Raw genomic sequence first — 24,381 nt, 5'->3', positions numbered from 1 at the left:
TATATTTCTCCATTTAATTTAAATTTAAAAAACACCCATAGTTGAGTGCCTTAAAGTTTATTTTCATTTTTTAATTTTTCGATATAAATTTGTTATATTGATTTTCTAATGTATTTTACAAAAAAATATACTAGATTAAATAATATAATTATTTAATGTCCTTTTTACTAAAACAGCTCAAAACAACTGGCATTCCACGACCATAAGCAGGAGAATCTGGATTATTACATTTACCTACAGAACTTTCATCATATTTTACTTCACACTTGCATATAATTCTTTCACCTTGCCAAAAAATACACGCACCACACCTCTTAGCATCAAAATTTAAACTTTGGAGTGAATTCATAAATATACCTTCTTTCTTCTTAATATTATTCTATCTGTTCTTATAATTTATATATTAATTATTATGATAAAGTTATGTTATAAATATAAGGAGAACGTTTATCTATCGTAACTTTACAATAAATAGGGTTTATCTTTCCAATATGACATAAAAAACTATTGCCAAGAGGTATAGCTTTTTCATTGCTTGTTATAAAATATTTGAATTAAATCCTTTACCATCTACTTCTGAAGCATCTATTATCGAAATCAAGGCATTTTCATCTATCTTCTGTACCGCATACTTAAACGCTGGTAATCTTGATACATGCACTATACAATATATAACTTTTCTTTCCTTGCCTGTAAGCGCCTTACCGTTTAAGATGGTAACTCCGTGGTGCTTAGAATTTGTTATATACTCACAAACTTCATCCTCTTTGTCTGTAATTATAAGCAGCACCTTTTTTCTTGATAAACCATGAATCACCTTATCCGTAACAGTGGCTGCTATATACATGCTCATTAGTGTGTATAATGCTATAGGTATTCCATTTAGTAACATTCCTAAAAATACTATCACGCAATTTACAGTAAAGCCCAACTGTCCCACATCAAAACTATCGTACTTCTTTTTAACTAATATTATTATAATGTTCATGCCACCCTCTGAACCATGGTTTGAATATGCCAATCCTGCTCCTACACCAGTTAATACACCTCCATATACACAAAATAGAATGTCATCTTGTATTGTAACAATACTACTTAAATTTTTAGTCAACAATAAGAATACTGATAATGAGACAGTTCCAAGTGTGCTGTATATAGTAAACCTTTTGTTTAATTTTTTATAACTTAATACAAGTAAAGGTATATTAGCTAGTAATACAGTATATCCTGCTGGAAACTTAAATGCATACTGTATTAAGATTGCTAAACCTGACACACCTCCACTGAATAGTTTTGCATTTACTAAAAACATGTTTACACCTATCGCAGATATTAAACATCCTATTATCACAAAAATTGCATTCTTTATATTTTGCTTGTTAAATATTGTATTAATTTTCACACTAATATCCCCATTTTATTTATTTTAATTATCTTTGATATTATTAAGACTATACTACTAATCTTTCCAATTAAAGCTTATTAGTATGTACTATCTTTCAATTTTTCTTTCAATAATACATAATCTAAGTAAATATCTACTATTCTCATGTGACAAATTAAGCAACTATAAGCATAACATAAGACAACTTGAATAATAATTTACAACTACAACTTAATATAACCATCCCCTTTAGAAATGATTATATATCTTTAGATTTTGCCTGTCACTTTTATACATACTTATGCTTATTTATATATACAAATGTGTACACATTAATTTTCTATTATTACACAGTAAAAGCGCATCAAAATAGATGTGCTTTTAACTATATATTACTGTGTATTTTATTAATCTGCAATATACTCTGGTACTTGAGCAGCGATAAATTTCCAGACCCGTACTATTTGATTTAAAAATCTGAACTCCGCTATTATTAATGCATTCCAATCCAACGTCATTATGTTCACGTAATGCCAATTCAACATAATATGCTTTTGTTGAATCATTACAAAATAATTAGTTGAATTTGATTTTAAACTTTTCTGGCCATATGTTGTCTTTTGAGTATTTGTACCACAACATTAATTTCTGCAGCTTGTACACTTTCAAAAGCTATACTGCTAGTAGCAACAATTGAAAGTACTACTAAAGTTTATAATATTTTTTTGAATTGCATTACTGAAATTAGCCAAATGGAATTACTTTCTTCTTTACAGTTATTTTGAATAAAGGTAATATTATCCATTATTCGTTTTTGGAAAACCATAGTGTGAAAATAATGTGGGAAATAAAATTCCCGAAATACAAAAACCTCTAAACTATGTAACACATTGATATTACACACTTAGAGGTTATACCTTTCAATTGGCGGGAATATGTGGGAATCGAACCCACCTATCGTGGTCTTAGCACGACAGAACGGTTTTGAAGACCGGCAGGCACACCAGCACCTATCTACTCCCTTATTAATAACATATTTAATTCACTATAGTTAAAACTATGAATCAAAACTTGTTATATTGTACAAAGTTTTAAATGAAATTGCAACGTATTAAAAATCTTAATAGTTAGCACTGCAATCCATTACACTTAGTTATTATAAATTAAGATTCTGTTTATGTCAACTTTTTTCAACATAGTTTGTTACTTTTTAAGCATATTTTTTCAAAATTTTTTAAACTGCATATTTTATCAACATATAATTATGAATTATACGACTGTTAATACAATTTTATTTAAAAAATATTAAAATTGTTTTGACAAAAACAATGTATAGTTATAATTCTTAATTTAACGAACTTTAATAAAGTACTCTCTTATCATCCACTCTTTTGGTCAATTTTATTCCATCAAAATGTTCTATTAGTGCCATAGCATACTTTCTGCTTGTATTAAGCTCGTCTCTAAGCTGAGCTAAGGTTAAACTTCCATTGGTATTTATGAAATTAACTATAAGTTCCTTAACCTTATCATAATCCTCTTTCAAGAATAAGCAATCCTCTGATACTTTAACTATAGTCCCTTCATCTAATAAGGAATCAAATATCATTTTAAAGCTTTTCTTATCTTCTTGTTTTTCTTCTAGTTCACCATACTTAGGTGGAGAAAATTTAGCAGCTTTAAATGCATTTATAATGTTATCTCTTGTATTTTTCTGATCTTTAGTATATTTAATAGTGAAACCTGCTAATGAAACAAAACTGCCATGTATGCTTATTTTATTATCCTTAACAAATAACTCTAGTACTTCATCATATATTTTTTGTTTTATACCTTTGAATACTTTGTTTTTTATTTCCTCTTTAGATATTCCCAATTTTAAAGGATTTTCTTTGTGAAATCCTTCTAGTAAGTCGCACATGCTATTTACTTTATTATTAATATATTCTTTATGAACATATACAGCTTTATCACCTGTATCAAATCTCACTATTTTATTTTCATTTACAAGCAGCTGAAGCTTTTCTTCAATTTGTTCTTCGTTTTTTCCTAAAGCTTTAAGTATATCAGAAGCCTTAGGATACTGATCACTTAACTTTTTAACATTGTTTTCAATTATATTTTCAGTTTTACCGCTTTCTTTCACTTTTAACTCTTCCAAGTACTTTTTATCAAATCTTTTTGCTTTTTTAGCTAAAGGATCTATTATAGACCCACCACCTATGGTATACATTGGAGAATAACTTCTTATTACAAATCTATCATTTCTTTGAGCTGTTAAAGGCTTCTCCAATCTTAATTGAACATAAGCTTCTTCTCCTTGGTTTAACTCTTCCTTATCCAATATCACAACTCTACATATTATCTCACTAGTTCCATGATAAACTCTAACCCTCTGTCTATTTTCTAAAGGCCTGGATGCACTTTTTAAATAGTACAGCTTACAATCTATCATAAGGGAAGGTTCCATTAAATTTGCAGCAGCAATTACATCTCCTCTTTTTACAGCACTAGTTTTTATATTAGCTATATTTATGGCACATCTTTGTCCTGCTTCTGCTGTTTTTACAGATTTATCATGTACTTGAATTCCCCTTACCTTTGATACTTCCTTAGAAGGATAAATTTCTATGTTTTCACCTTCTTTGATCATTCCACTAATCACAGTACCTGTTACTATAGTACCAAATCCACTTACTGAAAAAACCCTATCCACAGGAAGTCTAAAATGTCCTTGGGTATCCTTTGCATCAACTTCTTCTGTAAGTTCATCTACATCCTTTATTAATGAATCCAATCCAACTTTTGTTTTAGAAGAAACTGTATGTATAGGCGCATTTTCCAAAAATGTACCTTTAAATTCTTCTTTTATATCCTCTTTAATCATAGAAATCCATTCTTCATCTACTAAATCTGATTTTGTAAGTGCAATTAGCCCTCTTTTTATATTTAAAAGTTGAAGTATTTCAAAATGTTCCCTCGTTTGAGGCATTATACCTTCATCTGCTGCAATTACCATTATTACTATATCTATACCGCTTACACCAGCCAGCATATTTTTTATAAATTTTTCATGACCTGGAACATCTATAATACCTGCTCTTCTTCCTGAAGGTAAATCAAAAAACGTGAATCCTAAATTTATGGATATACCTCTTTCCTTTTCTTCTCTTAAAGTATCCGTTTCTCTTCCCGTCAAAGCCTTTATAAGAGTTGTTTTACCATGATCTATATGGCCTGCTGTACCTATTATAATATGCTTCATAAGTTCACATCCTTTCTGTTATAAGTATGTTTTCCAATTTGTTTAGAAGTTACTAAATGTTCCAGCAACAGTATTAAAATCTTCATCAAACATAGTTCTTACATCCATAATAACTTCATCATTAGATACCCTTACTATTATTGGAACCTTATTTTTTCTTAACATAACTTCCAATTCTTCAGGTTTGTATTTATTACTTTTAACCTTTATAACATAAGTTGGAATTTTTTCTATAGGCATAGATCCTCCACCTACCATAGAATAATCTTCTTCTACAGAAAATTTAAATTCCTTGCTTTTATTTTGAAGTTTTCTTTTTAGTGAATAGGCTCTTTTTTTATGCTCATCTTTACTACTTAATATCATATGAAGAGTAGGTATTTTTTCTATTGCTTCTTTTTCATCTAAATAATATTTGATGGTACCCTCTAAAGCAGCTAATGTCATTTTGTCTATTCTTAGTGCCCTGGTAAGTTGATTTTTCTTCATCTTATTTACAAATTCTTTTTTTCCTACAATTATTCCTGCCTGAGGTCCTCCGAGCATTTTATCTCCACTGAAGGTAACTACATCTACACCTCTTCGTATACTTTCCTGAACTGTAGGTTCATATACAAAATTATATTTTGAAAAATCAACTAAAGTTCCACTACCTATATCTTCAATTACAGGTATGGACTTATCTTTTCCAAGTGCTACTAATTCTTCTAATGAAACGTCCTCTGTAAATCCAAGTATTTTAAAATTTGATGTATGGACCTTAAGTAAAACTCCTGTATTTTCATTTATATTATTTTCATAATCATATAAATGAGTTCTATTTGTAGTTCCAACTTCCACAAGGCTGGCACCACTAAAAATCATTACATCTGGAACTCTAAAAGACCCTCCTATTTCTACAAGTTGGCCACGAGAAACTATGGCTTCCTTATCCTTACATAACGTATTTAAAACCAGCATTACAGCTGCTGCATTATTATTTACAACTAAAGCTGCTTCTGCACCTGTTACTTTTTTTATGAGTTCCTCTACATGACTATATCTGGAACCTCTTTGACCTTTTTTTAGATCATATTCTAAGTTATTGTAATTTGCTGCTACTCCTATAACGTTTTCTACAGCTTCTTTAGAAAGTATTGATCTTCCTAAATTAGTATGTATAACTACTCCTGTAGCATTTATTACACTTTTAAGGTTTGGTTCTTTACTATTTTCTAAAATCTCTTGAAATTTTGATAATATATCTTCTTTTTCAAAGTCATTTATTTTATCTTTTAATATACTCTCTCTATATTCATCTATAGAAGACCTTAGTGAATCTATAACTAATGTTCTCATGGTATCATTTAATCTATCTATCACTATATCTTCTTTTAAAAGCTCATCCATTTTAGGTAATTTTCTTAATAAATCTTTTTTTCCCAACTAATATCACCTCTTATGTATTTACTTATTCAACTATTATATAATTTTCACCCTGCTGCTCTATAACTTCTCCAATAACAGCTGATGGCATTTCCAAAGTAAGAAGTTCTTTCATGATTTTTTCTCCTTCTTCCTTAGAACATGTAATTAAAAGTCCACCTGATGTTTGAGGGTCAAACAATATATCTTTCATCCATTCAGGTATATTTTTTAATTCATATTTCCCATTTATATAATTTCTATTGTTATATGAGCCTGCAGGCACTAAACCCATTTCTGCATATTCCTTTGCTTCTTCTATATAAGGTATTCTATCTGAATAAATTTTTAAAGTAACCTTTGAAGAAGAAGCCATTTCATATCCATGTCCCATGATGCCAAAGCCTGTTATATCTGTACAAGCACTTAAATTATACTTTGCTACAATTTCTCCTGCATACTTATTTAAAGTTGACATAACTTTAACTGCCTTGTTGTAAGCTTCCTTTGATGCTACTTCTCCTTTTATGGCAGTATTTATTATGCCTATTCCTAATGGTTTTGTTATTATAACTACATCTCCTACTTTTGATCCATAATTTTTAAGAATTTTATCTGGATGAACAAGTCCCATAACAGATAATCCATACTTAGGTTCACTATCTTCTACAGTATGACCTCCTACTACGACTGCACCTGATTCTAATACCTTATCCGCTCCACCTCTAAGTATTTCTCCTAAAATATCTATAGATATACAAGTAGGAAAACAAACTATATTTAAAGCTACTGTTGGCTTCCCACCCATAGCATATACATCGCTTAATGAGTTAGCCGCAGCTATCTGTCCAAAAGTATAAGGATCATCTACTACTGGAGTAAAAAAATCCAGTGTTTGAATTACTGCCATTTCATCATTTAATTTATATACTGCTGCATCATCAGAAGTTTCTATTCCAACTATTAAATTTTCACTTTCCATTTTTGGCAGCTTTCCTAAAATCTTTTCAAGGGTCTCCGGCCCTATTTTAGCTGCTCATCCAGAAGTTTTTGTTAACTGTGTAAGTCTTGTTGTAGACACAATAGCACCTCCTAAATTCATAATCACATATATATAATACTTTACTTTTAGTTATAAGTATAGCTTTTACTTTATCTAACCTCTATTTTGTCCTTAATTTTTTCTAAACTCTTATCCCCTATTCTTCCAACTTTCTTTAAATCTTCAATAGAATTAAATGAACCATTTTTTTCTCTATAATCTATTATCTTCTGAGCTGTCACATCACCTATCCCCGATACAGTCTTCAATTGTTCTTTAGTAGCAGTATTTATATTCACTTTTCCATCTGATGCTGCATTAGAATTTGCATTACTTCCTGAAGAAGCTGACGGATTTTTATCATTTTGTTTATCTACATATATATAGTCTTCATCTTTAAGTTTTTTTGCAAGATTCAATTTTGTTTTATCTGCAGTTTCATTAAATCCTCCTGCAGAATTTAGTAAATCTTGTACTCGACTTCCAGACTTTAGTTTGTAAACTCCTGGTTTTTTAACTTCTCCATTTATATAAATGGTCATATCTTTATTATCTTTACTTTCTACAACTGTTGCATCATTAAAAACTTCTTTAGAATTTAAATCCTTTGATGGTCTTGATAAAATATATCCTGTTATTAAAAATATTGTAAATATGACCAAAATAACTATAGAACCTATAATTTTCTTTTTTTTATTCATTATAAACCTCCAAAATAAAACATATTTTCTTATTACACTATTTAAATTATTGACATGTTTAAAAAATTCTGTCGCAAAAATAAAACTTTTTTGATATAATTATGATTAACGATGTTTGAGGAGGCTAAAATGAAAAAATTATTAATTTTTATGATGAGTTTTGTATTTTTACTTTCAAGTGCTCCACTCAAAGCACAAGCAAAAGCTGATCCTCCAACTGTTTCTGCTGATAGTGTAGTGCTTATGGATGCAATAACAGGATATGTTTTATATGGGAAAAATGAAAATTCTGCTTATCCTCCTGCTTCTACTACAAAGCTCATGACTGCACTTTTGACTTTAGAAAAATGTAAATTAGATGATGTAGTAACAGTAGGAAAAAATCCACCTATAGTGGATGGAAGTAAAATATACTTGTTTGAAGGTGAACAATTAAAAGTTAGAGATCTATTATATGGTTTGATGCTTCAATCTGGAAATGATTGTGCTGAAGCACTAGCAGAACATGTAGGTGGATCAATAGATAACTTTGCAGTATTAATGAATAAAAGAGCTTTAGAACTAGGCTGTAAAAATTCAAATTTTGTTAATCCTAGTGGATTATATAACGAAAAACATAAAACCTCTGCAAAAGATTTAGCTCTTATAATGAGAGAATTATCTAATAAACCCGAATACACACAAATTGCTAGTACCAGTTTCTATGAGATACCCCCAACAAACAAATCTGCTGTGAAAAGACCTTTATGGAATGAAAATAAGCTAATACAAAAATCTTCACAACTTTATTATGATGGATGCCAAGGTGGTAAAACTGGTTATACTACTCAATCAGAACATTCTTATGTATCATATGCTACAAGAAATGGTCAAAAACTTATAGTAGCCTTAGTACATGATAAAAATAAGACATTCTTCCCAGACGCAGTTAATTTGTTTAATTATGGTTTTAGTACTTTTGAAAGTGTACTATTGTATAAAAAAGGAGATCTTGTTACTACATATAATAATAATGGCGTAACAGTACCTCTTTTAGCAGCTTCAAATTTTTACTACGTTAAATTAAAAGAAGATACTTCTCCTGCACCAAAATTTGTTCTTAAGGACGAAAATTTAAGTGTTAAATTTTTCAAAACAGGAGATACAATTGCAGAGGGAACTGTAGTTAAAAACAATGAGAATCTGGGTACTTTAAAACTTACAAGTGGTACTAGCCATGAATTAAAACAAGTACTTCAATCAAGCCCATTTAAAAGCATGAATGTAAAAATGGAATATTTAATTCCTGGCGTACTGATAATAATCGGAGGCGCAATTTTCATGTTTAAAAAATATAAATTATTTAATAAGTTATTTAATAAAGAATAAAAAAAATGATGACTTTATATATAAGGTCATCATTTTTTTATTTTCTCTATTAACTCTTGTAAATCTTTTGGAAGTCCTATTTCCAATTCTAACATTTCTCTAGTTCTAGGATGTGGAAATACTAGTCTATATGCGTGTAAAGCCTGCCTTTCTATATATTCCTTATCATCAATTTGTCCGTATAGAGTATCACCATATAACGGATGTCCGATATGTGTCATATGAACCCTTATTTGATGTGTTCTTCCAGTCTTTAAAGTCAGCTTAATTAAATCTCCCTTATTAAAACTTTCCTGAACACTGTAACAGGTTATACTTTCCTGTCCTCTTTCATCAACAACTCTTCTTATACTTCCATCATCAGTTCTATATATAGGAAGGTTTATTATTCCTTCCTTTTCTTTCAAATTACCATGTACTACAGCCAAATAACTTTTTTCAAAATCTTCCTTATGCATGTCTCTAGCCAAACTCATATGTGCAAATTGATTTTTAGCTATTATAATAAGACCTGAAGTATCCATATCCAATCTGCTCACTAATCTTACTATACATTGCTCTCCTTTTTCTTTAAAATAATATAAAAGTCCATTAGCTAAAGTCCCATTTGGATAACTCTTTGTAGGATGAACCACTATACCTGGCTGTTTATTTACTACTATAAGATCACTATCCTCATAAACTACATCTATATCTATTTTTTCTGGTTCTATATTTTGACTTTCCTTTTTCTCTACATCAAAGGCTATTTCATCATCAAGTTTAATAACATAATTTAACTTAACTCTATTATTATTTATACTTATTCTTCCATCAAGTGCTGCTCCTTTAATAAGCCTGCTTGAAAGTTTTTGAACATCTTTAAGGTATGCTCTAAGCTTCATACCTTCTTCATTACCTTTTACTCTAAAAATAAGCTTATTTTTCTCCATACACTGCTCCTTAGGATTTAAATTTAATCTTATAGTTATATATATTTTTGTTTTCTATGCACAAAGAGTGAACCTTTAAGTTCACTCTTTATTATAAGTATGTAATTTTAATTAGTCTACTAAAGCTATTACTTCTATTTCAACTAAAGCGTCTTTTGGGAGTGTTACTTGTACGCAAGATCTTGCTGGCATATCTTTTGTAAAGTATTTTGCATAAACTTCATTAACAGCAGCAAAGTCTCCCATATCTTTTACAAATACAGTTGTTTTAACAACTTTATCAAAAGATGTTCCAGCTTCCTCAAGTAAAGCTTTTATATTTTCTAAAGATCTTTCAGTAGCTTTCTTAATATCTCCTTCAACTAATTTTCCTGTTTCAGGATCTAGTGGAATTTGACCTGATGTAAATAATAAATTTCCAACCTTAACAGCTTGTGAATAAGGTCCTACAGCACCTGGTGCTTTTTTTGTACTTATTATTTGTTTTTCCATAATGTTAAACCCTCCTGTAATTGGAATAGTAAACCATTACTATCCATCTTTTATAATTTTACTCAAGCAATACCATTATAACAAACTTTCTATTTTTTTGCTTGATTATTTTATGTAATTTAAATAATTATATAAACTATTTACTTATTTTTTAACTGTAAAATTATGAAATTCCTACCTCGTATGGTATCTAAATGAATAAGTTGTCCCTTTTCTAGTACAAATTTTATAGTATTGTTAAAAGATAATAATAATGCTTTGTCTAAATTTTCATAAGATATTTTTCTTAATTCTTCTACTCCTGGAAAATCCCTTAAGGGTTCCACATAATCAGCTAAGTATATTATCTTCTCTAATTGACTCATATTTTCTCTTCCAGTAGTATGATAAGCTACAGAATTTAATATATCTTCATCTTCAATTCCCATTTTTTCTTTGGCTATTACAGCAGCAACTGCTCCATGCAGCAATTGAGGACTTTCTTTAAATATTTCATCAACTTGTAAGTTATACTTTACAGCTATATCTAAAATTTTCTCATCGCTCATATTCTTAGCACAATCATGAACAAGGCCTGCGATTTTTGCCTTTTCTATATCTTCATTATATAATTTTGCTAATTTTATAGATGTATCTCTTACACTTAAACTATGTTCATATCTTTTAGGTTTAAGATTGTGTATTAGATAATTTTCGATTTCCTGTTCATTCCACACATTACATCACTCCAAATAACCATTATGCATTAAACTATTTATATAGTTTAAGTTGTTCTATAATATAGCACACACTTTCAGGCATTAAATGCCCTACTTTTCTTCCTTCTTTTATATGTTTTCTTATGTTTGTAGAAGAAATTTCAAGCAAAGGTATATCTAAAAAAACGATTTTATTATTACACTTCTTTTCAATTGAAATTTTCTTCTTCAACACACTTTCTATACTATAGCCAGTTCTATTAAAAACCACAAAAGTACATAGATTAAGTATTTCCTCAGCATTCTTCCAATTTTCAATATCCATAAGACAATCAACACCAGTTATAAAATACCATTTAGTTTCTTTTTCCAAGTTAGTGAAGTATTCTAATGTCTGATATGTGTAGCTTAAATTGTCTCTATTTATTTCATAATCACTCACATCAAAGTTATCTTCATTTCTTATAGCTGTTTTCACCATTTCATATCTTAAAAAAGCTTCTGTAATATTTTTATTCAATTTGTGCGGTGGATTGCCTGATGGCATAAATATAATTTTATCTAAGTTTAACTTGTATAATGCTTCATAAGCTATATGCAGATGTCCATTATGAATAGGATCAAAAGTTCCTCCAAAAATAGCCTTTTTCATCATATATACCTTCTCCTAAACATATTATATAGGTAACTGACTTATTCTTAATTACTAAGGAAGTTCTATTTTAGGCTTTTTACTTGATCTTTTATATAATACTAATTTATTTCCTATGGCTTGAATTCCTTCACAACCTAATTCTTCACAAATCATATCTGAAGCTTCTCTAGCATTGATTCCGCTATTATTTAGCACAGATATTTTTATAATTTCTCTTGCTTCTAAAGCATCCTGTACTTGTTTTAAAAAGTTATCTTCTATTCCTTCTTTTCCCACATGAAATATTGGATTCATATTATTTGCCAAAGATCTTAAATAACTTCTCTGCTTACTTGTAATCATTTGTAACCTCCAAAATTATAATAAATATTCGAATTCAAAATCATTAAGTCTTACTAAATTACCGTCTACAATGCCCATTTCTCTTAATTCATCAAATACTCCCTTATTTTTTAATACCTTATGGAAATATCTTAAATCATCAGAATCATTTACATTTACACTTGCTAAAAGTCTATCTACAAAACTTCCTTCAACTATATATGTGTCATTTTCTTTTCTTATAGTATAAGTAAATTTCTTTTCTTCTGGTACAAACTTCTCATCTTCGCTTATTTCAATATCTGTAACTGGTATAGTACTCAATACCCTTGCTGCTTCCTTTATAAGCTCTTCTACTCCTTTGTTAGTTGCAGCTGATATTTTAAATACCTTATCATATCCAAGCTCATTAACCTTTTTCTTGAAGTTTTCAAATACCTCATCATCATAGAGCATATCAGCCTTATTTGCAGCTATTATCTGTGGTCTATCCCAAAGCTTTACACTGTACTTTTTAAGTTCTTCATTTATCTTTAAAAAATCTTCAAAAGGATCTCTTCCTTCCACTCCAGATATATCTATCACATGTATTAAAAGTCTTGTTCTTTCTATATGTCTTAAAAACTTTATTCCTAAGCCCACACCTTCTGAAGCTCCTTCTATTATACCAGGAATATCTGCCATTACAAAACTAGGTATGCCAGTCATATTAACTACTCCAAGGTTAGGATTTAAAGTTGTAAAATGATAATTTGCAATTTTTGGTCTAGCCTTAGATACCACAGATAGCAAAGTAGACTTTCCTACATTAGGGAATCCAAGCAAACCAACATCAGCAAGGATTTTAAGTTCTAATGTTATCCATCTCTCTTCTCCCGGCATTCCTGGTTCTGCAAAATCAGGTGCCTGTCTTGTAGGTGTAGTAAATCTAATATTTCCTCTACCACCTCTACCACCTTTAGCAATTACATATTTATCTTCTTTATGAGATAAATCTGCCATTATTTTATTTGTTTCTACGTCCCTTACTACAGTCCCCATAGGAACCTTTATATATAATGTTTCTCCATCCTTACCAAAGCATTTAGATCCACTTCCATTGCCTCCTGGTTCTGCTTTATACTTTCTTTTATATGTAAAATCTAAAAGAGTAGTCATATTAGGATCTGCTACTAAAACTACATTTCCTCCTTTGCCTCCATCGCCACCATCAGGACCTCCAAGTGCTATATACTTTTCTCTTCTAAAAGTACTTGCACCATCTCCACCATCTCCGGATTTAATAAATATTTTTACTGTATCTACAAACATTAAATTCATCTCCTTTTTTTACCTAACATTAACTGCTTAGTACTATAAAAAACTTTTTTCTAGTCTATAACCAAATATATGTAAACATCTTTAATGCTATTATCAAAGTTACTAAATATATTATTAACTAAATTACACTTTTAATTATAATATATATTAAAAATTTCATATTAAAATTTACACTTAATGTCGATTTTCACACTTATATTCTTTATACATTTCTATCAATAAATGCTTTTATCTACTCCAAATTAAACCATTTATTAGCTAATTAAAGTTTTAAAAAAGCACCCTCGTAAAGGGTGCCTTACTTTTAAATTATTCTGCTGCTACAATTTCTTCAACATCTACAGGATATACGCTAGCTTTTTTCTTGTCTTTTCCAACTCTTTCGTATTTAACAACTCCGTCGATTTTAGCAAAAAGAGTATCATCTCCGCCTTTACCTACGTTATTTCCTGGATGAATCTTTGTTCCTCTTTGTCTAACTAATATGTTTCCAGCAAGAACAAACTGTCCATCAGCACATTTAGTTCCAAGTCTTTTAGATTCACTGTCTCTACCGTTTCTTGAGCTACCTACTCCTTTTTTATGAGCAAATAACTGAAGGTTAATTAGTATCATTCTACTACACCTCCTCCACTTTTACATTTATATATTCACCATAGTTAATTTCAATATTTTGCAAACCTAACAATAAAGTTTCCATCAATACTTGACATGCTTTAATTTGTTCTATATGTAAATTTTCAATACTTATGCTTAAAAATCCATCTTCGTCTATATAAAAATCAGGCTTAAAGTGCATTACATCAGTTATACCATTAAGTATGGCTACACTTAATGCAGAAACTGCACTGCAAACTATATCTTTTCCATATTCATCAAATTCTGCATGACCACTAGCTTTCATAGAAACTAAGTTATTTTCTTTTTCTGAAAAATTTATGCTAATCATAACTAATTAAGCATTAATTTTTTCAATTTGAAGCTTAGTGTAAGGCTGTCTATGTCCTTGTTTCTTTCTATAGTCTTTCTTTCTCTTATACTTGAAAACAAGAACTTTTTTAGCTTTTCCTTGAGCTACAACTTTTGCTGTAACCTTAGCTCCATCAACCAATGGTTTGCCGAAAACTGTTTCTCCACTTTCTTTACTTACAACAAGAATGTTGTCAAGTTCAACTGTTGATTCAACTTCAGCATCTAATTTTTCAACGTAAATAACGTCTCCTTCAGAAACTTTATACTGTTTTCCTCCAGTAACTACAACTGCGTACATTAAAATACACCTCCTCAATCCAGTCTCGCCATTTAAGGTATACAATATAAGTTTATAACCTATTATTGCAATTTAATAACCTTCTCAGTGCGGTCTACAAAAGCCATTCTAACACATGTATTTATATTTGTAAAGTTTTTTATTCATAAATTTTAAACATCTCTAGATTTTCTATTTGGCTTGCAAAAATTAAAGGTTCTACCTTAAAATGCTCATCTCTTCTATATGTAACATAAATGGTCTTATCCATTGCATTTATGCTTTTTATAAATGTAAGCACATCACCTTTTATATTATCAGCATAAATTTCATCTATTTCTATATGTATATCTTTTATATCTCTCTGCTCGTCTATTTTAAAAATTTCATTTTTTATAAGCATACATACATATGAAAATCTTAATTTCTTTCCTTTACCACCGCACAATTCACAATTTTCTTCCAGATAGTCATATATAGACTTTCCAGACCTTCTTCTAGCTATTTGCACTAAATTAAGCTCTGTAAATGGATAAATTACTGTTTTGTTTTTATCATCTTTAAAGCCTTCTTGAAGCTTTTGCATTATTTTTCCCCTATTTTGTTCATTATCCATATCTATGAAATCTATAACTATAATACCACTTAAATTTCTAAGCTCTACCTGTCTTGCAATCTCTTCAGCTGCTTGGTAATTAGTTATATATGCTGTTTTTTCTATAGAAGTACTTTTCACATTTTTCCCCGAGTTTACATCTATAACATACATAGCTTCTGTTCTATCAATAACAATGTACCCTCCACATTTTAAATAAACCCTGTTATTTCTGAGGCTCAATATTTCTCTTTCAATACCATAGTAATCAAATAAAGTTCTGTTATCATCATAAAGTTTTACTGATACCTTTCCATAGAAAGAATCTGCTAAAAACTTATTTATGTATTTAACGTCTTCTTCAGTGTTTGCATATACTTTACAATTATTGTTTAACCTATCTCTTAAAACTCTTCCTAAAATTCCTCCATTATCAAATAATAGACCAAATTTATTAAAGTATTTTGCTTCATTATTTATATTATTATATATACTGTAAAGTTTTGATATCTCTTTATTTATATCATCTATTGAAACATTTATAGCTTCAGTTCTTATCATTATTCCTATATCATTAGGTTTTACTAATTGCTCTGCTATACTTTGCTTTATAAGCTTATCCTCTATTTTTCTTGAAAAAGTTACTTCCCTATTCATAGTCATTAACACACAATACTTACCAGGTATGCTTATAACATTTGTAACCTTAGCGCCTTTATTTCCTAAGTCCTCTTTTATTACTTGAACTAGGAGCTCTTCACCTTTTTTTAGTTTTGTATTCTTAAATTTATTATCTAAATAAATATAAACATTTTTCTTATGTCCAATATCCACAAATGCACATTTTATAGCAGGCACAATATTTTTAACAATACCCTTGTATATTTCTCCAGGATAAGGCTCTCCATTTTCCTCTTCTATAAAACATTCCTTTAAAATATCATTTTCCTTTATAGCTATCCTTAAAAGATTTTCTTGTCTCTCTATAAATATATTCTTCAGATTAACACCACCTTTTATTTAGGTACAAAACTTACCTATGCTTCTCTTTGCCTTGCAAACTCATGCAAAGGCAATAGCTTTCCTTCTGCTTCAGCATACATTTCTTCTCTTTTTATATCCACAAAAGCTTCCATATCTGCTTCTTTTGTATTTTGCCCAATATATTTTGCTAAAAGCTCTGCAGATAAATTTTGTCTACTTCCACAGGATATAAGAGCTTCTATGATTAAAATATTATCTTCTATTTTATAATTAAAGTCTTTAATCATGGTTTTTATATCTACTTCTGCTTCTCCGCTTTTGCTTTTCTTTATAGTATTCCACTCTTTTGAACTCAATAATTTCTCTATTTCTTCATTTAATGACTCTATATTTTTATACTTTATGTGTATTGTATATTTTGCCGCATCTATAGCTGCCATTGATTTAAATATTTTTTTATTTTCAATATCCTGTATTTTTACAGCATCAAAAACCTTTATTCCCATTGGAGCAGCTTCATTTAATTTTTCTACTATTACATTTTCAGGTGTCTCTTCCAGCATCAAATCCATATAGTCGCCAGAAGAGTACACTCCAACAGCTAAGGGCTGTGCTATAGACATATTTACATGTGGATTAAATCCTTTAGAATATTCTGCTGAAAGCTCTGACCTTTCAATCATTCTTTGAATAGTTCTCATAAAATCCAAATGTCCTATGAATTTTATATCACTTTCTTTACTGAACTTTATTAAATAATGCATTGTCAAAGCACTTCCCTTCTAAATTAACATTTACTCCACAATTATAGCATCCCTGTCTGCAATCAGGAGTCACTTCTCCCTTTTTAGCCTTTTCATTTTCTCTTATTAAAAACTCTTTATTTACTCCAACATCTATAAAGTCCCAAGGAAGTACTTCATCATATTCTCTTTGTCTGTAAGCATAAAAATCGCCATCTACACCACATTCTTTAAATGCTTCCATCCAAATATCAAAATTAAAGTATTCTGACCACCCATCAAATTTAGCACCTTTTTCAAAAGCTTTAATTAAAACATCACAAACTCTTCTATCTCCCCTTGCAAATATGGCCTCTAAATAACTTACAGGGCTTTCATGCCAATTGTACACAATATTTCTGTTTTTTATTGCTGAACTCAAAGCTCCTATTTCTTCTCTTACATTTTCCATCTTTATTTGAGGAACCCACTGGAATGGAGTAAATGGCTTAGGTACAAATATTGCAGTACTTACTGTTACTCTTAATCCCTTCTTTCTCTTTTCCTTTGGCACGGCAAAGTATTGATCTACCACTTTTTGGGATAAGTCAGCAATTCCTTCTACATCTTCTATGGTTTCATAAGGAAGTCCTAACATAAAGTATAATTTTATAGTGGACCATCCTGATTCAAAAGCACTTCTTGATGATTCCATTAGATTTTGTTCTGTTACACCCTTGTTTATGACATCTCTCATTCTCTGAGTTCCAGCTTCTGGTGCAAAGGTTAAACCTGTTTTTCTAACTTTTTGTATTTGATTTATCATATCTACAAAAAATGAATCTATTCTAAGAGATGGAAGTGACACTCCTACTCTATCCTTTTCATATTTTTCTACAAGCATATGTATTAAACCTTGTATGTTTGAATAGTCACATATACTTAAAGAAGTTAGTGAAAGCTCTGAATAACCTGTAGATTTTATAAGCTTTTCTGCAAGTTCCATTAATTTATCTGTTGTTTTTTCTCTTATAGGCCTATATATCATACCAGCCTGACAAAATCTACATCCTCTGCTGCATCCTCTAAAGGTTTCAAGCATTATTCTGTCATGAACTATATCTGTATATGGAACAATAAATTTATCTGGATATGGAACATCATTAAAATCCTTTATTATTCTCTTCTTTACTTTCTCTGGTACATCATCATATAAAGGCTTAAATTCCTTAATAGTTCCATCTTCTTTATATTCTATACTGTAAAGAGATGGTACATAGATACCCTCTATATGTGAAAGTTCTCTTAAAAATTCTTTTTTCTTTTTCTTACCCTTATACTTTTTATACAAATCCATAATCTCATTCATTTGCTCTTCTCCTTCGCCCATAGCAAAGAAATCTGCTATATCATAAAGGGATTCTGGATTGTATGCACAAGGACCTCCACACATAATTATAGGATCTTCTTCTCCTCTTTCTGATGCTCTAACAGGAATACCTGCTAAATCAATCATATTCAGTATATTTGTATAACTCATTTCATATTGAAGAGTGAATCCTATGAAATCAAAATCCCTTATAGGGTCTTTAGTTTCTAATGCATATAGAGGTATATTATTCTCCCTCATAAGTTTTTCCATATCTACCCAAGGTGCAAAAACTCTTTCACAAAAAGTATCTTTTCTTTCATTAAGTACATAGTAAAGAATTCTCATTCCAAGATGAGACATTCCAACTTCATATACATCGGGAAAACAAAATGCAAATCTAATATCAACTTTATTTTTATCCTTATTATAGGAATTAAGCTCTCCTCCTATATAGCGAGCGGGCTTTTCCACCTTAAATAATATATCATCAGAAATTCTATTCATTAATAATCCTCCTCTTATGTTATCACTTGATATTCTAACATAACAAAATATAAATTCAAAATATAAATTTATATTTTCTTTAATATATCTTACTCGTTGATTCTCATAAATTCTTCTAAAGTTATATTACCATGCAATTTAAGTCCATCTATTACATCTTCTTCGTAAACTATCTCAACAACTTTCATGTCATCATCCAAAACAGTAAACATATTATATTTATTTTTATCAAACAGGCCCATAACAGTTAGCAAATCCTTTTTATAATATACACAAATATTTTTACTTTCCATATAACCCCTATTTATAAATTTATATTTCTTTTTTATAATATCTCCCATAATTATATATGATATCCTTTCTTTTTCTTTAAATGACGATATTATTATAAATAATCCTATTATTCCAATATTAAAATTATTAAATCCTTTAAAAAATAGTACTATATAAAAGAACATAAGAAAAGCACCTATTACAGTACTTATATTTATCACAATTTTGTTTGCCTTTTTATATGAAAATTTAAAATACAGTATATCTCTTAATATTCTACCTCCATCTAAAGGAAATGCAGGTATGAGATTGAAAATACCTATAGCTATATTTCCCGCGAATAGCATATAAATTTCATCATAATGTACTATAGTATTTATATAGTAAAAAATTGCAGCAAATATAAAATTAGATAAAGGACCCGATAAAGATATAATCAAATCTTCCTTAGGAGATGCATCATCTAATTCTTTAAGTTTGATCGAAGCTCCAAAAGCTATTAATTCTATATCAAAACCCGAAAAATTATAATGCTTAGCAGTTAAATAATGAACACCTTCATGGATTATAACAATAAAAAAAGCATATATAAGATTTCCTTTATAACCTACAATAATTAAAAATATAACATAAGGAATGAAATACTTATTTACTCTAATCACGCAATTACCTCTGCAAATTAATTACCTAACTTATTAAAATAATCATTGGGATCTTTATTCTCTCCCATGTATAAAAGCTCAAAATGAAGATGTGGTCCAGTAGATTTGCCTGTATTTCCACTTTTGGCTATAACCTGACTTTTCTTGACCACATCTTCTTTTTTTACAAGTACCTCATTTAAGTGACAATATTTAGTTTCAACTCCATTCTTATGATCAATCAAAACATATTTACCATTCTCAGAATCTTCATTACATTCTCTTACCACTCCATCATAAGAAGCTTTAACTGGTGTACCTACTTTTGCATCTAAATCTATTCCTGAGTGAAATTTATTTTCTTTAGTTATTGGATCTTTTCTATAACCAAAAGCAGAAGTTTCAGCTCCTTCTACTGGTATAATAAATTCTTTTCTTATTTTATCCTGTACCATATCTGTTCCCATGAGCTTACTTCTAACATTTTCAATCCTATTAATTATGCTATCCTGAAGTTTTTTAAAATCAAAGCTTTTAGTTCTATTTAAAATATCTTTATAATTGTAATTTTCACTTATTATAGATTTAGAATAATTATATACTGATACCGTCCTAGCATTATGTACTGCTTTACATGTTATAACTAAGACAAAAAGTATAAATACTCCTATTAATTCTCTAATAATCCTTCGAGCCCAATAGTTTGATTTTCTTTTTTCTCCTCTATCTGATGTAAAAGTATTCTTATAATTAGGTAAATATGTAGCTCTGCCTCTCTTTTTTAAAGAATTATAATAGTTTTCATATTGAGAATTATAACTTCCCATATCCCAATGTTCCTCCAATTTTAAACATATTAAGTACTGTGACAAAGCACTTAATATATATATATTTCTACATACATTGTTTTATGATAGTCATAATATATTTCTTATATTCATATATGATAAAAAATAAAAACCCTAACTCACAGTTAAGGTTTTTTATAACTTTGCTTTTTTATTCTTCAAATACATGTGCTTTAAGAGCTTTTACAAAAACTTCTGCAGAACCTATATTGGTAGCAAGTGGAATACAGTGAACATCACATATTCTAAGTAATGCTGAAACATCAGGTTCATGAGGTTGTGCTGTAAGAGGATCTCTTAAAAAAATTATAAAATCCATATTTCCTTCAGCAACTCTAGCACCAATTTGCTGATCACCGCCTAAAGGTCCTGAAAGGAATCTATGAACCTTTAATCCTACAACTTCGTTTATAATTCTTCCTGTAGTGCCTGTCCCAAATAATTCATGGTCTTTAAATACATCTTTATATCTTTTTACAAATTCAACTATATCATCTTTCTTCTTATCATGTGCAATGAACGCAATTTTCATAATACATCCCCCTAAAAGTTAATTTTTTTCTTCCTCATCCCTACATTTAAAACCAGTGCTAATCCCATGAAGCTAGTCAGCATTGAACTACCTCCATAACTCATAAACTGAAGAGCAATTCCAGTTATAGGTGCTATTTTTATTGTCATTCCTATGTTTTGATATATGGAAAATAACAGCGAAGATACAATTCCTACACATATCATAGAACCAAACCTGTCCTTTGAGTTTCTCGCTATATTTATAAATTTATATATCAGTATGCCGTACAACAATAAAAGTACTAAAGCACCAACAAGTCCCCATTCTTCTCCTAGTGCTGAAAATATGAAATCTGTATGCTGTTCTGGAATATATCCTCCTGCTACCTGAGTACCTTTCAAAAATCCTTTTCCCCAAATTCCACCAGAGCCTATTCCTATTAATGATTGACCAACTTGAAATCCTGATCCCAAATCATCTGATTGGGAAGTTATAAATGATGTTAATCTGGTTTTCCAATATTCTTCCATTAAAGGTGAATTCCAAACAATAGCAACAAGTACTACTAAGCTTGCAAGGCCACCTACTATTACTTTTAAATCCAAGCCTGCTACAAAAAACATTCCAAGTACAATAAAGAAACATACCATAGTCATACCCATATCAGGTTGTTTTATTATTAAAAGCATAGGAATTATAGCATAACCTGCTAACTTTAAAAAGTTTTTTACATCATTTATTCTTCCTTCCATAACATCTAACTGCTTTGCTATCATTATAATCATTCCTAATTTTGCAAATTCCGAAGGCTGCATTAACTGCACTCCTCCTATTTGCAACCAAGAAGCTGCTCCATTAACAGTTGATTTAAATATGGTATCATTTAATACTAGTAAAAACACTCCAAACCAATAAATTATGGCAGCATAATTTTCAATAATGACATAGTCAAATAGAAGTATTACATATGTTAATACCAACCCTGCTGCTAACCACATTAATTGATGTTTTAAAAAATAGTATCCAAACTTTAAACGAGTAGAACTATAAATATTCAAGCAACTAAATAACACTATAAGTATTACTGAAATAATCGATACAAAATCTAATTCTTTTAAAAGCCTTCTATCCAAGGTAACTTTTTCTAGCATGTTTTCTACCTCCAATAAATATGATTATACCACACACTAAAAAAAAATCTATTCCTATTTTAATTCTTTAACATATAGTTTATACATGTCTTATTTATCAATTTTTATCCTTTTTACTGGTATACTTGCAATTAAAGCTGGTGAATCCCCATCAAGCTCTTCCATTTTAGCCATTTTTACCTCTATTTCACCATCATCTATTTCCATATATTTAGATAATACTTTAAGTATATCTTCTTTTATTGACTCAAGTATTTCTGGAGATATACTTGATCTATCATGTATTAAAATCAATTTTAATCTCTCTTTAGCTACATCTTTCGAGGAAGGCTTCTGCGAAAACATTTTAAATAAATCCATTTTAACACCCTCCTACTTAATACCAAATAACTTCTTAATTCCTGAAAAAAAGCCTTCTTTGTCATTACTCAAATCCATAAAAGGTACCTTTTCTCCAACTATTCTTTTGGCTATATTTCTAAATGCTTGTCCTGCTACAGCATTAGCATCTAAAACTATAGGTTCTCCCTTATTAGTTGAAACAGTTATATTTTTATCATCTGGAACCACACCTATAAGTTCTATAGCCAAACTATCTAATATGTCATTTACGTCTAACATATTACCATTTTTAACCATTTCATAGCTTATTCTATTTATTATGAGTTGGTGATTTTCCAATCCCTTAGCATCCAATTTCCCAATGACCCTATCTGAATCTCTCACAGATGTAACTTCTGGATTTACTACAATTAATGCTCTATCTGAACTAACTACAGAATTTTCAAATCCTTGCTCAATTCCGGCAGGACAATCTATGATAACATAATCAAATTCCTTTTTTAATTCTGATATTAATTTAATCATTTGATTTGTGCTTATATCATCCTTATCTCTTGTTTGAGCTGTTGGTAAAAGATATAAATTTGGTAATCTTTTATCTCTAATAAGAGCTTGTTTTAATTTACATTTATCTTCTATTACGTCTAACAACGTAAATACTATTCTATTCTCAAGCCCCATCAAAACATCAAGATTTCTAAGACCTGTATCCCCATCAACTACTACAACACTTTTACCTAATGATGCAAGTCCTGTTCCAATATTAGCTGTAGTAGTAGTTTTACCTACTCCACCCTTTCCTGATGTTACTACAATAGCTTCTCCCATTTACACTACCTCCATTAAACTAATTTAAAATTACAAGTTATTATTTAATAATAAACCTTTATATAAATTTATTAGGTAAATATGGTTCTACAATTATTGTCCCTCCTTTTACTCTAGCAACCTCTGGATATTGAGGTTTATCACTATCTTCTGGAGATCTGGTCATTACATTTGCGATTTGAAGTATTTCAGGCTGAAGATAGAAAGCTGCTACAATAGCTTTAGAATTCCCTCCAAATCCTGCATGAGCATAGCCTTTTAATGCACCTAAAACTATTATATTTCCATCTGCATATATTTCAGATCCTGCATTTACGTCTCCAATTATAACTACATTTCCTGGGTAATTTATAATTTGACCACTTCTTACAGTACGTCTCAAAAATTTTGTACGTCCTTCATAGATTCCTGAAAAAACTTTACTACTTTTTTCGTCTTTATCTTCCATAATACAATCTTTTATTAAAAATTCTTCAAATAAAACATCCTTTAATTTTCTAAAGTCTTTTTCAGTTATATACTTAAGTTCAGTGGTTATTTTTAAAGTGCATCCTTTATAAAAAATTTTACCTTTCGACAACCTCTCTGTTAAATTTTCGAGCATATCATCAAAATCTTTAAACTTATTCATATTAATAATTACATTTATTCCATCTCTATTGCCTTTAATTATAAGACTACTATCTACCATATTAGACCTCCATAAATTTACAAGTCACATCAATGTAATATTTCAACATTAAAATTTTAAATCCTTCTAAGTCAATTTTATTTTA

26 protein-coding genes and 1 tRNA gene are annotated in these 24,381 nt (G+C 29.6%); 1 reads left to right on the top strand and 26 read right to left on the bottom strand.

Annotation, left to right across the window (positions count from 1 at the left end; translation table 11 throughout):
- Positions 1–148: 148 nt before the first annotated feature.
- The 7 genes from EG57_RS0200305 to EG57_RS0200280 form a co-directional block, all read right to left on the bottom strand.
- A complete protein-coding gene (locus EG57_RS0200305) occupies positions 149–349 on the bottom strand; it encodes a hypothetical protein (RefSeq protein ID WP_032075337.1) in 201 nt (66 codons plus the stop codon).
- A 189-nt stretch (positions 350–538) separates the two neighbouring features.
- Entirely contained in the window at positions 539–1,402 is an 864-nt protein-coding gene (locus tag EG57_RS0200300) for a YitT family protein (RefSeq protein WP_032075336.1), read from the bottom strand.
- A gap of 907 nt (positions 1,403–2,309) precedes the next feature.
- Positions 2,310–2,406: transfer RNA gene (locus EG57_RS26170), tRNA-Sec, on the bottom strand.
- A 338-nt stretch (positions 2,407–2,744) separates the two neighbouring features.
- Positions 2,745–4,649 carry a selenocysteine-specific translation elongation factor gene (gene selB / locus EG57_RS0200295; protein WP_032075335.1) on the bottom strand — a complete coding sequence of 635 codons (1,905 nt, stop codon included), beginning with the start codon at positions 4,647–4,649 and terminating at the stop codon, positions 2,745–2,747.
- Positions 4,650–4,691: 42 nt separating this feature from the next.
- A complete protein-coding gene (selA, locus tag EG57_RS0200290) occupies positions 4,692–6,074 on the bottom strand; it encodes an L-seryl-tRNA(Sec) selenium transferase (protein WP_032075334.1) in 1,383 nt (460 codons plus the stop codon).
- Between the two features lie 25 nt (positions 6,075–6,099).
- Positions 6,100–7,134 (bottom strand): selenide, water dikinase SelD, encoded by a 1,035-nt coding sequence (selD, locus tag EG57_RS0200285; RefSeq protein ID WP_108849513.1) that lies wholly within the window; start codon positions 7,132–7,134, stop codon positions 6,100–6,102.
- Positions 7,135–7,205: 71 nt separating this feature from the next.
- Positions 7,206–7,796: a helix-hairpin-helix domain-containing protein gene (locus EG57_RS0200280; protein WP_032075332.1), complete on the bottom strand. Its 591-nt coding sequence runs from the start codon at positions 7,794–7,796 to the stop codon at positions 7,206–7,208.
- Between the two features lie 129 nt (positions 7,797–7,925).
- Here EG57_RS0200280 and EG57_RS0200275 point away from each other — a divergent pair, with 129 nt between their 5' ends.
- A complete protein-coding gene (locus tag EG57_RS0200275; protein ID WP_032075331.1) occupies positions 7,926–9,164 on the top strand; it encodes a D-alanyl-D-alanine carboxypeptidase family protein in 1,239 nt (412 codons plus the stop codon).
- Positions 9,165–9,193: 29 nt separating this feature from the next.
- Here the strand turns inward: EG57_RS0200275 and EG57_RS0200270 are convergent, their stop codons facing one another.
- From EG57_RS0200270 to minC, 19 genes are all read right to left on the bottom strand, one after another.
- Entirely contained in the window at positions 9,194–10,096 is a 903-nt protein-coding gene (locus EG57_RS0200270) for an RluA family pseudouridine synthase (RefSeq protein ID WP_032075330.1), read from the bottom strand.
- Positions 10,097–10,207: 111 nt separating this feature from the next.
- Positions 10,208–10,588, bottom strand: coding sequence for a RidA family protein (locus tag EG57_RS0200265; protein ID WP_007062788.1), 381 nt, complete (start codon positions 10,586–10,588; stop codon positions 10,208–10,210).
- Between the two features lie 140 nt (positions 10,589–10,728).
- The gene (gene yqeK / locus EG57_RS0200260; RefSeq protein WP_032075329.1) at positions 10,729–11,304 is read right to left on the bottom strand and encodes a bis(5'-nucleosyl)-tetraphosphatase (symmetrical) YqeK; all 576 of its coding nucleotides are present in this window, start codon (positions 11,302–11,304) and stop codon (positions 10,729–10,731) included.
- 34 nt (positions 11,305–11,338) lie between these two features.
- Entirely contained in the window at positions 11,339–11,941 is a 603-nt protein-coding gene (gene nadD, locus EG57_RS0200255; RefSeq protein ID WP_032075328.1) for a nicotinate-nucleotide adenylyltransferase, read from the bottom strand.
- Between the two features lie 51 nt (positions 11,942–11,992).
- The gene (gene yhbY / locus EG57_RS0200250; protein ID WP_032075327.1) at positions 11,993–12,283 is read right to left on the bottom strand and encodes a ribosome assembly RNA-binding protein YhbY; all 291 of its coding nucleotides are present in this window, start codon (positions 12,281–12,283) and stop codon (positions 11,993–11,995) included.
- A gap of 15 nt (positions 12,284–12,298) precedes the next feature.
- On the bottom strand, positions 12,299–13,573 hold the full coding sequence (gene obgE, locus EG57_RS0200245; RefSeq protein ID WP_032075326.1) for a GTPase ObgE: 1,275 nt from the start codon (positions 13,571–13,573) through the stop codon (positions 12,299–12,301).
- Between the two features lie 318 nt (positions 13,574–13,891).
- On the bottom strand, positions 13,892–14,197 hold the full coding sequence (gene rpmA, locus EG57_RS0200240; RefSeq protein WP_029163318.1) for a 50S ribosomal protein L27: 306 nt from the start codon (positions 14,195–14,197) through the stop codon (positions 13,892–13,894).
- 4 nt (positions 14,198–14,201) lie between these two features.
- Positions 14,202–14,531: a ribosomal-processing cysteine protease Prp gene (locus EG57_RS0200235; RefSeq protein ID WP_032075325.1), complete on the bottom strand. Its 330-nt coding sequence runs from the start codon at positions 14,529–14,531 to the stop codon at positions 14,202–14,204.
- A gap of 6 nt (positions 14,532–14,537) precedes the next feature.
- Positions 14,538–14,852 carry a 50S ribosomal protein L21 gene (gene rplU, locus EG57_RS0200230; RefSeq protein WP_029163320.1) on the bottom strand — a complete coding sequence of 105 codons (315 nt, stop codon included), beginning with the start codon at positions 14,850–14,852 and terminating at the stop codon, positions 14,538–14,540.
- Positions 14,853–14,991: 139 nt separating this feature from the next.
- A complete protein-coding gene (locus tag EG57_RS0200225) occupies positions 14,992–16,428 on the bottom strand; it encodes an Rne/Rng family ribonuclease (protein WP_032075324.1) in 1,437 nt (478 codons plus the stop codon).
- Between the two features lie 35 nt (positions 16,429–16,463).
- Positions 16,464–17,174, bottom strand: a complete 711-nt coding sequence (locus EG57_RS0200220; RefSeq protein ID WP_032075323.1) for a TIGR03936 family radical SAM-associated protein — start codon at positions 17,172–17,174, stop codon at positions 16,464–16,466.
- On the bottom strand, positions 17,149–19,008 hold the full coding sequence (locus EG57_RS0200215) for a TIGR03960 family B12-binding radical SAM protein (RefSeq protein ID WP_032075322.1): 1,860 nt from the start codon (positions 19,006–19,008) through the stop codon (positions 17,149–17,151). Before EG57_RS0200215 ends, EG57_RS0200220 begins: the two co-directional genes overlap by 26 nt.
- Positions 19,009–19,097: 89 nt before the next feature.
- A complete protein-coding gene (locus EG57_RS0200210; protein ID WP_032075321.1) occupies positions 19,098–19,943 on the bottom strand; it encodes a M50 family metallopeptidase in 846 nt (281 codons plus the stop codon).
- Positions 19,944–19,960: 17 nt separating this feature from the next.
- Positions 19,961–20,749, bottom strand: a complete 789-nt coding sequence (locus EG57_RS0200205) for a M23 family metallopeptidase (protein ID WP_032075320.1) — start codon at positions 20,747–20,749, stop codon at positions 19,961–19,963.
- Between the two features lie 172 nt (positions 20,750–20,921).
- Positions 20,922–21,302 carry a methylglyoxal synthase gene (gene mgsA, locus EG57_RS0200200; RefSeq protein WP_029163326.1) on the bottom strand — a complete coding sequence of 127 codons (381 nt, stop codon included), beginning with the start codon at positions 21,300–21,302 and terminating at the stop codon, positions 20,922–20,924.
- Positions 21,303–21,313: 11 nt separating this feature from the next.
- Complete coding sequence (rodA, locus tag EG57_RS0200195) at positions 21,314–22,435, bottom strand: rod shape-determining protein RodA (protein WP_032075319.1); 1,122 nt, start codon at positions 22,433–22,435, stop codon at positions 21,314–21,316.
- Positions 22,436–22,525: 90 nt separating this feature from the next.
- The gene (minE, locus tag EG57_RS0200190; protein ID WP_032075318.1) at positions 22,526–22,795 is read right to left on the bottom strand and encodes a cell division topological specificity factor MinE; all 270 of its coding nucleotides are present in this window, start codon (positions 22,793–22,795) and stop codon (positions 22,526–22,528) included.
- Between the two features lie 12 nt (positions 22,796–22,807).
- The gene (gene minD, locus EG57_RS0200185; RefSeq protein ID WP_032075317.1) at positions 22,808–23,605 is read right to left on the bottom strand and encodes a septum site-determining protein MinD; all 798 of its coding nucleotides are present in this window, start codon (positions 23,603–23,605) and stop codon (positions 22,808–22,810) included.
- A 58-nt stretch (positions 23,606–23,663) separates the two neighbouring features.
- Positions 23,664–24,296, bottom strand: coding sequence for a septum site-determining protein MinC (gene minC, locus EG57_RS0200180; protein ID WP_032075316.1), 633 nt, complete (start codon positions 24,294–24,296; stop codon positions 23,664–23,666).
- Positions 24,297–24,381 lie beyond the last annotated feature (85 nt).

The organism is Clostridium drakei, from assembly GCF_000633595.2.
In the GTDB taxonomy this organism is placed as follows: domain Bacteria; phylum Bacillota; class Clostridia; order Clostridiales; family Clostridiaceae; genus Clostridium_AM; species Clostridium_AM drakei.
Note: the sequence above shows the minus strand (reverse complement) of the source record. Positions and strands in the feature narration are given on the sequence as shown.